11 protein-coding genes are annotated in these 10,484 nt (G+C 46.4%); 8 read left to right on the top strand and 3 right to left on the bottom strand.

All coding sequences use genetic code 11. From position 1 onward, the window contains the following. Positions 1–197: 197 nt before the first annotated feature. The 3 genes from KJS65_RS11155 to murI all read left to right on the top strand — a co-directional run bounded on the left by KJS65_RS11155 (position 198) and on the right by murI (position 2,170). Positions 198–698 carry a DinB family protein gene (locus KJS65_RS11155; RefSeq protein ID WP_213649882.1) on the top strand — a complete coding sequence of 167 codons (501 nt, stop codon included), beginning with the start codon at positions 198–200 and terminating at the stop codon, positions 696–698. A gap of 42 nt (positions 699–740) precedes the next feature. Continuing rightward, positions 741–1,211: a GNAT family N-acetyltransferase gene (locus KJS65_RS11150; protein WP_244864575.1), complete on the top strand. Its 471-nt coding sequence runs from the start codon at positions 741–743 to the stop codon at positions 1,209–1,211. Between the two features lie 164 nt (positions 1,212–1,375). Further along, positions 1,376–2,170 carry a glutamate racemase gene (murI, locus tag KJS65_RS11145; RefSeq protein WP_213649880.1) on the top strand — a complete coding sequence of 265 codons (795 nt, stop codon included), beginning with the start codon at positions 1,376–1,378 and terminating at the stop codon, positions 2,168–2,170. Between the two features lie 27 nt (positions 2,171–2,197). Here the strand turns inward: murI and KJS65_RS11140 are convergent, their stop codons facing one another. Together KJS65_RS11140 and KJS65_RS11135 are read right to left on the bottom strand one after the other, a co-directional pair. Then, on the bottom strand, positions 2,198–2,956 hold the full coding sequence (locus KJS65_RS11140; protein ID WP_244864483.1) for an MBL fold metallo-hydrolase: 759 nt from the start codon (positions 2,954–2,956) through the stop codon (positions 2,198–2,200). 258 nt (positions 2,957–3,214) lie between these two features. Then, complete coding sequence (locus KJS65_RS11135) at positions 3,215–4,264, bottom strand: 2,3-butanediol dehydrogenase (protein WP_213649879.1); 1,050 nt, start codon at positions 4,262–4,264, stop codon at positions 3,215–3,217. 275 nt (positions 4,265–4,539) lie between these two features. On the opposite strand from KJS65_RS11135, the gene KJS65_RS11130 reads away from it, so the two are divergent. The 3 genes from KJS65_RS11130 to KJS65_RS11120 are packed head-to-tail and all read left to right on the top strand — an operon-like array spanning position 4,540 to position 6,646. After that, entirely contained in the window at positions 4,540–5,595 is a 1,056-nt protein-coding gene (locus KJS65_RS11130) for a LacI family DNA-binding transcriptional regulator (RefSeq protein WP_374706151.1), read from the top strand. A gap of 25 nt (positions 5,596–5,620) precedes the next feature. Then, entirely contained in the window at positions 5,621–6,040 is a 420-nt protein-coding gene (gene fosB / locus KJS65_RS11125; RefSeq protein ID WP_213649878.1) for a metallothiol transferase FosB, read from the top strand. 21 nt (positions 6,041–6,061) lie between these two features. Further along, the gene (locus KJS65_RS11120) at positions 6,062–6,646 is read left to right on the top strand and encodes a histidine phosphatase family protein (RefSeq protein WP_213649877.1); all 585 of its coding nucleotides are present in this window, start codon (positions 6,062–6,064) and stop codon (positions 6,644–6,646) included. Positions 6,647–6,711: 65 nt separating this feature from the next. On the opposite strand, the gene KJS65_RS11115 is transcribed toward KJS65_RS11120, so the two are convergent. Beyond that, entirely contained in the window at positions 6,712–7,734 is a 1,023-nt protein-coding gene (locus KJS65_RS11115) for a LacI family DNA-binding transcriptional regulator (RefSeq protein WP_213649876.1), read from the bottom strand. Positions 7,735–8,323: 589 nt separating this feature from the next. On the opposite strand from KJS65_RS11115, the gene KJS65_RS11110 reads away from it, so the two are divergent. Next, positions 8,324–9,247: a carbohydrate kinase family protein gene (locus KJS65_RS11110; RefSeq protein WP_244864482.1), complete on the top strand. Its 924-nt coding sequence runs from the start codon at positions 8,324–8,326 to the stop codon at positions 9,245–9,247. A gap of 266 nt (positions 9,248–9,513) precedes the next feature. Next, on the top strand, positions 9,514–10,446 hold the full coding sequence (gene pfkB, locus KJS65_RS11105; RefSeq protein WP_213649874.1) for a 1-phosphofructokinase: 933 nt from the start codon (positions 9,514–9,516) through the stop codon (positions 10,444–10,446). The last annotated feature ends 38 nt before the right edge of the window (positions 10,447–10,484 follow it).

Raw genomic sequence — 10,484 nt, 5'->3', positions numbered from 1 at the left:
TATGACAGCTGCAGCGGCATACAATGGATCAGAAATTAGCACAGTCAGATTGTGGAAATCCGGAATATATTTTTAAGTAGTATCAGCTACATAAATTGAACTAAAGAAAGGGAAAGCGTCTCGCCTGTATGCCGGATGTAATCAAGGAGAGGTAGGGTAAGACTTTAGTTCATTTTATATAAAAAAGGAGAAATTTCATGAAATCATGGTTTGAATATAACTGGCAGGTCCGAGATGAATGGTTTGAAGTATACAGCCAGCTCTCAACCGATGAACTGATAAAGGAAAGAACAGGAGGTGTCGGATCGATCCTGAAGACGTTTTTCCATATTGCGGACGTGGAGCTCAGCTGGATCAGAGCCATCGAAGGGCTGGAGGACTGGGAACCTCTCTATGAAGATTATCAAACTCTGGAGGCAGTAAAGGATCTGTCGGAAAGCTGCCGTAAACAAATACAGGACATTCTTTCGAATGCAGATGCAAGCAAGGAGAGTACCGTTGTTCGCGTATCTTGGCGTACGGAGCCGCTCATGTACGGGGAAGTGCTCCGTCATGTGATCGCCCATGAAATCCATCATATCGGCCAGTTCTCGGTATGGGCGAAGGAGCTTGGTATCAAGCGGGTATCGGCTAATTTTATTGACCGAGGATTGGGTCAGACATTACTTCAGGAGAAGGCAAACCGTACAATATTATAAAAAGGAAGAGGTTGTGCAGAAGTAATGGAACGAGTGAGCAGTATGAAACGTGAGGATGCAGTTGTGATCGCGACTTGGAGGTACCCGGAGCCGTATGATTTATACAGCATGGATGGAAGCGAAGAAGATATTGCCGATTTAATGAATGGAGATTATGTTTCTGCAAGAGATGCAGAAGGAAGTCTGATCGGATTTTATTGTACCGGTATTTCGGCGCGCGTCCCGGGCGGCTATGATGCAGGGATTTATGAAGAGGATTCCTTGGTGGATTTCGGCCTGGGGATGAAACCGGAGCTTACCGGACAGGGGCATGGAATCCGTTTTGTTGAGGAGGGGATAGCATACGTCAAGCGCAGCTTACCTGAAAAAGGAATTCGCCTGGTCGTTGCCACCTTTAACCAACGTGCGATTCGAACCTATGAGAATGCTGGCTTTAAGCAAACTTGCGTCTTTACTTCGCCGGTACACGGTCAGGAAACTGAATTTGCCTGCATGATCCAACGGGAAGGATAAACGGCCGAATTTCCTGATATTAAGGATGGATTCAAGGAACCAGAGGACGGTGTATTATTTTTCCATGGCCCTGTCTCTTGACTTTTGGCAATAATTTGGTTTTCATCATATAAGGGAATATACATTTTTTTTGTAATGAATCTATGAAAAATCAGGTGAACAACATGCGAATTGCGCTTTTTGATTCAGGGTTAGGCGGATTAACCGTACTTTCTGAAGCCGTGAAGCAGCTGCCCAAAGAGGACTTTTTATTTTTTGCCGACACACTTCATGTACCTTACGGCACGAAAACTAAGGAGCAGGTGCAGGACTTTGTGCGTGAGTCGCTGGATCAAATTTTAAAAGAGGATATCAAAGCGCTGGTGATAGCATGCAATACCGCAACCAGTGCAGCGGCTGAAGAGCTGCGTCAGGAATACAGCTTTCCGATTATCGGAATGGAACCGGCAGTCAAGCCGGCCGTTGAGATGAACCGTGAAACAGGGAAAAGAGTTTTGGTGGCGGCAACCCCACTGACACTTCATCAGTCAAAATATACGCAGCTGGTATCCCGGGTAGACGACCACAGTATTGTGGATTCACTCCCGTTGCCTGAACTGGTGACATACTGCGAGGCTATGCAGTTTGATCCCGAGGTGATGACAGCCTATTTTAACGAGAAATTAGCGCCTTATCATTTGAATGATTATGGAACGCTGGTCCTGGGCTGCACCCATTTTCCATTTTATAAGCCGCTGCTAAGCCGGATTCTGCCGGATCATATCGAAATTATTGATGGTAGCCGCGGTACCATCCGCAGACTCCGTCATGTGCTTGTTGAGAAGGAGATCCTCGGAAATCAAGGCAGCGGGGATATCCGTTTCGCATGCTCCAGTCAGGATCCGGCTTACTTACTGAAAATGCAGCAGGCCTTCGAACGGTTTCATAGCGGTGCGAATGTTATGAAGGTCATGAAATAAAAGTTAACTTTGTCTACTTGAGCTGTATTAGTTGTATGCAAGCTCCTGAATCGTTTGAGAAACGTTATCCTGGAATAACCCGCCGTGATAGCAGATGACGGTTTGAGCATCATAAGACGCTAATTTTTTGACGGATTCCAAAGCCTGAGCCATATTCAGCGTTTGTTCAGGGTCAGGTCCGCAAAGACGGCCATCAACGACGCGAAGCGCATCGGCCGCGATAAGTGTTTTACTGGGAATGTGATAAAGACTGATATGCCCGGGAGTGTGCCCTGGCGTAGCAATTACTTCAATGCCACCGCACACAGGAAGGACTTCTCCGTCATGAATCACTCGGTTTACGGGTGATTTTGGCGGATTTTTTAATGTCGAGAGAAAAGCCTGTTTCCATTGCTCGGGAACATTAGCGGGGATCATGGCTTCCGCAGCGGCGAGCGCTTCGGGAGTAATCTTAAGAATCATCACGTCCCCCTCAATAAATGGCTTCTCCTCCGCACTGGCCAGTACCTCAATTGGATGTTCGCTCTGTTCCAGCATAGCTGGCAGGCTGCCAATATGGTCGATATCCTGATGCGTCAAAATGACCTTCGTCAAATCTTGAATCCCAAGTCCATGTCGTTCCAAAACCTCAGTGAATTTGGAGATTTGGCCGGGATAACCGGTATCAATCAGAATGGCATGTTCATCATCATGAATGATTGTGGGGTGGATGGTATCAACTTTACCCATGATGATTGAGGAAATATCCAGCATGTGAATTTGACTTGCCCGATTTGCTTGGTTCATGTAGCACCCTCCATTATTTATATCATTGATTTCATTGAGCAGGTACTATCATAGCGCCGTAAAAAGTATAAGTCAAAGGTAAAATATTATATTATAACACACAAATATTTATTTGTCAAGTATAATATTGATGGAGCTTATGCATCCGAATTCGATTCTAATATCCATAAAAAAGAGCCGGATTTCTCTGTGAAGAGAATCCGGCTTTGCCATAGGAAGATGAAACTGGATAGATAGAAAATGATGGGATAATCTGAATTATTCCGGTTTAACGAGGATCTTAACTTGATTTTTTTCTTTCAGAAGCGTGTCAAAGCCTTCAGAAAGAACATCATCCAACTGGATCCGTTTAGTCACGAGCTTCTCGGCAGGGAAATAGCCTTTATCCATCAGGCTGATCACAGCAGGGAATACATCACGATATCCGATAATGCCTTTAATCGTACGCTCCATCATGACAACATTGTTCGGATGAATCGGAGCTTCTTTTTCAAAGATGCTGACGATCATGAGTTCTCCACCCATTTTGGTTGACGCCAGAGCTTGTGTGAGGACTGGAGGGACACCCGTCACTTCATAAGCTACATCTACACCGCCATTTGTAAGCTTATGAATTTCCTTCACAGCGTCAAATTCCTTCGGATCGATCACAATGGCACCGAGCTCGGCTGCTTTTTGCTTACGTTCAGGGGACAATTCTACCGCATAAATTTCGGATGCTCCAGAAGCCTTCAGGGCCTCGATCACGAGCAGACCAATAGGACCTGTTCCGAAAACGACTGCCTTGTCGCCTACTTTTAATTTGCTGGAACGAACGGCATGAAGAGCTACTGCGGACGGTTCCACAAGAGCACCTTGTTCGTAAGAAACGGAATCAGGGATTTTATGGACCATCACCTCATCTGCAGCTACGAAGCTTGAGAATCCACCACCGCCGCCGGCAAGGCCAAGGAATCCCATTTTATTGCAAAGATTATATTTGCCCTGCTGGCAGGCTTCACATTCGCCGCATGCATAGATCGGTTCAACGACAACACGGTCGCCTACGCTTACTTTGGTTACATCTTCTCCGATTTCAACAACCTGTCCGGAAAATTCATGTCCCATAACGATCGGGGCTTTTTCGCCCGTCAGTGGATGAGGAGCTGCCTGTGGAATGAAGATCGGGCCGGAAGTATATTCGTGCAGGTCGCTGCCGCAAATGCCGCACCATTCTACTCTGATTTTTACTTTGCCTTTCGAAGCAGCGGGTTCTTCAATGTGATCCAGACGTAAATCTTTTTGTCCATGCCATCTAAGTGCTTTCATACAAGTCATCTCCAGTTCGTAGATTGAATCCTGATTATGATCAGATGAGCTTTTTTAGCTCATATTAAGGAAACGTTTCCGAAAACTAATATGTCACATCTTCACGGGATTGTCAAATTCAAATTTGAATTAATATGTGAGATATAAAGTGCTGATATAAAGGATTGATACCGCTTACTGTAATAGGAGGAGCCAGGCCGGATTTATCGAAAAAACCTTTAATGGTATAATATAAATATAGATTGTAAAATTCATAACAAACGGGAAACGATTCCATGAAAGAAAGGGATTTGGGCGGCTTGTCAAACAACTCAAAAGTAACCATTGAAGATGTGGCGAAAAAGGCTGGAGTCGGTATCGCGACGGTATCCAGAGCTATTAACAATTCAGGCGGCATCAGTGAGAAAACAAAAGCCAAGGTACTTCAAGCCATTGAAGAGCTTGGATTCATTCCAAACATTGCAGCACAAAGCCTGAAAGTTCGGAATACGAACCAGATCGCACTTGCTGTTCCAGATATCCGGAATGCATTCGTGCCTGAAATCGCATGGTCCGTGGAACAGGCTGCCAAGCAGCACGGGTACCGTGTTGTAAACATCAACACTTCAGGCATTGGTCAAATCGAGCTGGAGACCATTCGTGATGTCAAAAAACTGCATGTCGATGGATTGATTATTCTACCGCTGGCTTACCCGAAAAGTTTCGTGGAGCTGGTCAATAAATCTCCGGTACCCATCTCTGTCATTAATTATGGCAAAAAGCTCACGCCTGATATCAAAGCGGATGTGGTCTGCTTGTCCCAACAGGAAGGGCGGCTGGCAATGGAACATTTGGTCAGCATAGGCCGCAACCGGATTGCCTACGCGGGAGCCCCTCGGGATATTATTGAGGAACGATATAATGCTTATGTAAACTCGTTAAACCAAGTGGATGTTTCCCTGGTATATTTTGGGGAGGATTTTTCCTTGAACACGGGAGCCAAGGCTGCGGACTACTTCAAAAGTCTGAAAAACATGCCGGATGCGGTATATGCCGGTAACGATATGGTGGCAATCGGTTTGATCAACCGTTTTAAGGAGCTGGGGGTGAGGGTCCCGGAGGATGTTGCGGTGGTTGGTATTGACAATAATATTTGGACGACCATCACGTCACCTCAGATCAGCTCCGTGTCCATTATGGGGGTGGAAGTGTCCAGGCTGGCCACGGAACTGCTTCTAAAACGAATACGTGAAAATGTAAATGGCGTATACGAGAAGATCCAGTTTGAACCAAGGCTGATCGTGCGGGAGTCCACTGTGACGATGAAACGTAGTACGACATATTTGGATTGACGAAGCCGTGAAGGGAGCAGACGCATTGAAATTACAGGGAATCAATCATTTTTGTTTCTCGGTTTCTAACCTGGATAGATCAATATCCTTTTACAAGAATGTATTTGGTGCGAAGCTGCTTGTGACAGGGAGGAAGCTGGCTTATTTTGACCTGGACGGCTTATGGATTGCGTTAAATGAGGAAGACGTAGAACGCGGCCATCTGCCACGGAACTACACCCATATCGCTTTTACAGTTACAGAAGAAGAATTTGATCCGTGGTATCTGAGGCTTAAGGAAATGAACGTTCACATCTTGCCTGGCCGGGAACGGGATGATAGAGATAAACGCTCGGTTTATTTCCTTGATCCCGACGGCCATACATTTGAACTTCACACCGGAAGTCTGCAGGATCGCATGGACTATTACAGAGCAGATAAAGATCATATGAGTTTTTATACATAAACTTCGTACAGGAGGATACTTATGACAACGATTGGCTGGGTAAGACATGGTATTACCGATTGGAATGTGGCGAGAAGAGCTCAAGGACAAACGGACGTGCCATTGAACGATACAGGGCGTGCCCAAGCCCGGGCTTTGGCGGAGCGTTTCAAGAATGAAAAGTGGGATGCTGTTTATGCGAGTGACTTATTGCGTGCAAAAGAAACTGCGGAAACGATAGCAAATGCGCTGAATATTCCTCTTTATGTGGATGAGCGTTTGCGGGAAATGGCTTGCGGGAAAATGGAAGGCACGACGGAAGACGAAAGAATCCGCATGTGGGGTGAGGATTGGAGCGAAATGGAGCTGGGAATTGAAACGGATGAATCCATGATCTTGCGCGGAGAGGATGTTATCCGGGAGATTTGCCTTCATTATCCGGAGCAGCGGGTGTTGGTGGTGAGCCACGGGGCCTTGATCTCGGCGCTTCTGCCGGCACTGGTTCCGAATATGCAGGAAAGGGAGCATTTGCATAATACCTCTGTCACCCTGGTTCGTCAGCTGAATGAAGAGTGGGTCTGTGATTTGTACAACTGCCGCCGTCATTTGGATGCGGTGAATTTGTAATATTGCATAGTCAAAAGGGCGTTGCCTTGGTCGCTGGACCTGAGGGAATGCCCTTTTGACTATGCCTATCTATTCACTTTCCAATCACTGGATGGACGGAATTTCGGCTCGAAAGGAACGGAAATATTTACTGGAAGCGGGTATGGATCACGGATTGTCTGCAGCAGTGCTTTGACAGCGATAGCCCCGATTTCAAAGGTCGGAATATGAATGGTCGACAACGGAGGAACGGTATACCGGGAAGGTTCATTATCATCGAAACCGATGACTGCGAAATCCTGCGGGATTCGGTAGCCTTTTTCTGAAATCGCCCGCATCGCTGCCATGGCCATGATATCACTAGCTGCAAATACAGCTGTTGGAAGATCCGCATGATGCTCTTCCAGGTAAGACAGCATCATCCGATAGGCCTGATCAGGTTCCCACTCAGCATTCAAGATTCGTCCCGGGTGATAGGGAATTCCTTTCTCTTCCAGCGCTTGCTTGTAACCTCGAAAACGTTTCTCGCGTTCCATTTTGCCAGATAAACCGGTTCCCCCAATAAAGAGAATATCCCGATGTCCTTGCTGTGTTAAATGCGAAACGGCAGTGCGGGCCGCATGTACACGATCATAAGAAATGGTAGGAATACTGCTGTCCGGCACGTCAATTCCAACAACGGCACAGCCGTACTTGCGGATTTGGCGATTAATCGTCTCATCTATGCCTTCGATCAGGATGATGCCTTCGATTTTGCTGTCGTGAAGCGCTGATTTCAGCACTTCCGGTTTTACAAGCTCATCCTGCGTATATGAAAAAGCAAGCTTATAGCCATTTTTGGCAAGCTCTTGATCAATTCCGTCCAAAATTACCGAGAAATAGGGATGGTAACGGCGATTTTGCAGGGTGGAAACGATACATCCTACAAGTTTCGTTTGGGATGCTCCGGCTGCTGAACTTTTGATCTGATATCCGATTTCATGAGCTGTATCCCATATTTTCTTTTTGGTTTCTGAGTTCACGGAGCGGTTGGTTTCATTGGAAAGCACGCGTGAAACGGTAGATACCGATACGCCGACAATATCCGCGATGTCCTTCAGTGTAGCCATGGTTTGACCGCCTTTTTGAAAAAAATATTTTGCCGCAAATTAAATCTCTCATCATTCTGATATTTTTATATCATGTGAACGAACTTTTTTACGTACAAGGATGTGAAAACTCCCTAATGGTTAAGTATGTATTTATTAATGTTAAGGTATATCGGTTTGGAGGTCAAATGAAAAATATAATGCAATTAGCAAATAATATTTAAATGAATTTGCGGCAAATAGCATCCAAAAACACGGTTGACATTGCAAAAAACGAGGAATACAATTTGCCTGTAGAATGATATCTAAATTAAATATAAAAAGGGGGCAGAAACACATAACTGAGATTTGAATTGTTGTAGAAGGTCAGTATGGAGGAACGAATGCTCTCGTAGATATAGATGCAAAACGCTTGGAACTGGCATGCAAACTCATGCAAAAGTTGTAGACGTCTGCAAAGAGATTTACTGCGTCCGGATGCCATGAGATATCTCGGATATTTCGCATCGGAATCTGGCGAAAATCAAAGACATATTTGAAGAACTCTATGAAGAGAGAGCCTACATACCAAATATGAAATAATGAATACACGATGAAAGGGGATAGAGCTGTGAAAATAGTCGTTATCGGCGAGCTGAATGTGGATGTGATTTTGTCGGGAACAGATCTGATGCCGGAATGGAACCGGGAAAAGCTGATTGATTCCTTTGATATCGTTCTTGGATCATCGTCGGCCATTACTGCTTGTGCGCTGGCCGGACTGGGTGCGGAAGTACATTTTGTCAGCGTTGTCGGGGAAGATGATTTTGGCCGGTTCTGCGTGAAAGAGCTGGAGCGGATGCAGGTGAGTACCAAACATGTGATTCAGAATCCTCAACTTAAAACCGGGGTTACCTTGTCCTTTTCAACACCAAGCGACCGGGGGCTGATGACTTATCCAGGCAGCATTCCGCTGCTTAAACCGGAGGACCTTCCTGAGGAGATTCTGAGTGACGCAGAACATGTCCATTTTGGCTCCTATTTCCTGCAGGATGGCATGCGTCCCCATTGGGAAGCGTTATTTGCCCGGCTTCGCAATCAAGGAGTCACGACTTCATTCGATACAGGCTGGGATGTTCATCAGATATGGCACCGGGATGGGATTGACCGCCTGCTGCCGCATACCGATCTATTCATTCCGAGTGAAGAGGAAATCATGCATATTTATCAGGCAAACAACGTGGAGGAAGCAGCAGGAAAACTTCCGGAAGGCGTTAATACTGTAGCGGTGAAATGCGGAAGCAAGGGTGCCATGCTCATTAGGCCGGGTGAAGAGTCTGAGATGGTCCCGTCGTACAAGGTTACTCCGATAGACACGACAGGAGCGGGAGATGCCTTTAACGCAGGGCTGATCTTTGCTTTCCGCAGCGGCCTGCGCGGACTGGATATGGTGAAGTTCGCCAATGCGAGCGGAGCTATTTCCACGCAAGGGGTAGGCGGGACAGGTTCTTTGCCTTCAATTGAAAAAGTGGAAGCGTTCTTGAAGTCTGTTTAAGAGGTTTGGGAGAAAATATTGAAAATAAATTTCCTGCCGACATAGCCAAGCAGCGTTGTGCAATCCAGGGAGTGCAGGTATACTTTGGGTATTGCCGGTGGGTCCATGAGCCCTGAAGAAGGCTCTGCCGGATTTTGAGGGATGGATGCAGGGGACACCGAGAAGACATAGCAGTTGGTGAGCATGGAGAACCAAGACCTTCCCCGGGTCATAAATGCAGATGCACGCTCACTTACATAAGCTAGGGATTGGATGACAGGAGACTTATGATCACGACCGTAACATTGAATGCAGCCATCGATAAGACATATTATCTTCCTTCGTTTCCGCTGGGCAAGGTTTCACGGGTACAGCATTTTCATGCCGCACCGGGCGGTAAGGGAATCAATGTGGCAAAGGTTATATCTCAGCTGGGAGTACCTGTAACAGCAACCGGTTTTGTGGGCGGCATGAATGGAGAGATCATCAGACAGCAATTAACCCAAATGGGGATTGCTCATGATTTTGTATCCGTTGAAGGAGAATCGAGAATTTGCCTGAATATTCTGGACGAAGCGAATGGTACTTCTACGGAACTGCTGGAGCCGGGTCCGACCGTTAACGACGCTGCTCTGCAGGAAATGGAAGAGAAAATACGCAGCCTTGCATCACAATCCAAGATCGTCTGCTTCAGCGGCAGCTTGCCGGCTGGCGTTCCGAAAGATTTTTATGTGAATTTGGTTACCATTGCCAAGGAAGCTGGAGCATATGTCATTTTGGATGCCAGCGGAGACGCTTTGCGTTTAGGTTTGGAAGCAAAGCCGGATATGATCAAGCCGAATGAAGAGGAAGTGGCTGGGCTGCTTGGCATTGAGGTTGCTGATGAAGCAGCTCTGCAAAAAGCGGTAGAAACGCTGCTGCAAAAATATCAGATGGACCGGATTACCGTTTCATTGGGTGGAGCCGGCTCGTTGGCTGCAATAAAGGAAAGCTGTTACCGCGTAACGACGCCAAAAGTGAAGGTTGTAAACACAGTAGGCTGCGGTGATTCTTTTGTCGCGGGGATGGCTGTATCATTGGCTAAGGGATTGTCGCTTGAAGAAGGACTCGCCGTGGCATCGGCTGCCGGTACCTCCAATGCGATGACTGATCAGGCGGGACAAATAGATCCTGAAGTGTTTGAGCAGCTGCGTCATCAGGTACAAATTACTCGAGTATAGCTTAACGTTTATATATGACTCGATCCTGGCCGGGCGCA

This window comes from Paenibacillus sp. J23TS9 (genome assembly GCF_018403225.1).
GTDB lineage: Bacteria > Bacillota > Bacilli > Paenibacillales > Paenibacillaceae > Paenibacillus_AQ.
Note: the sequence above shows the minus strand (reverse complement) of the source record. Positions and strands in the feature narration are given on the sequence as shown.

Coding starts and splice junctions, on each gene's coding strand:
- pfkB (WP_213649874.1), top strand. CDS start 9,514: ATGATCACGACCGTAACATTGAATGCAGCCATCGATAAGACATATTAT.
- KJS65_RS11155 (WP_213649882.1), top strand. CDS start 198: ATGAAATCATGGTTTGAATATAACTGGCAGGTCCGAGATGAATGGTTT.
- KJS65_RS11135 (WP_213649879.1), bottom strand. CDS start 4,264: ATGAAAGCACTTAGATGGCATGGACAAAAAGATTTACGTCTGGATCAC.
- KJS65_RS11130 (WP_374706151.1), top strand. CDS start 4,540: ATGAAAGAAAGGGATTTGGGCGGCTTGTCAAACAACTCAAAAGTAACC.
- KJS65_RS11120 (WP_213649877.1), top strand. CDS start 6,062: ATGACAACGATTGGCTGGGTAAGACATGGTATTACCGATTGGAATGTG.
- murI (WP_213649880.1), top strand. CDS start 1,376: ATGCGAATTGCGCTTTTTGATTCAGGGTTAGGCGGATTAACCGTACTT.
- KJS65_RS11150 (WP_244864575.1), top strand. CDS start 741: ATGAAACGTGAGGATGCAGTTGTGATCGCGACTTGGAGGTACCCGGAG.
- KJS65_RS11140 (WP_244864483.1), bottom strand. CDS start 2,956: ATGAACCAAGCAAATCGGGCAAGTCAAATTCACATGCTGGATATTTCC.
- KJS65_RS11115 (WP_213649876.1), bottom strand. CDS start 7,734: ATGGCTACACTGAAGGACATCGCGGATATTGTCGGCGTATCGGTATCT.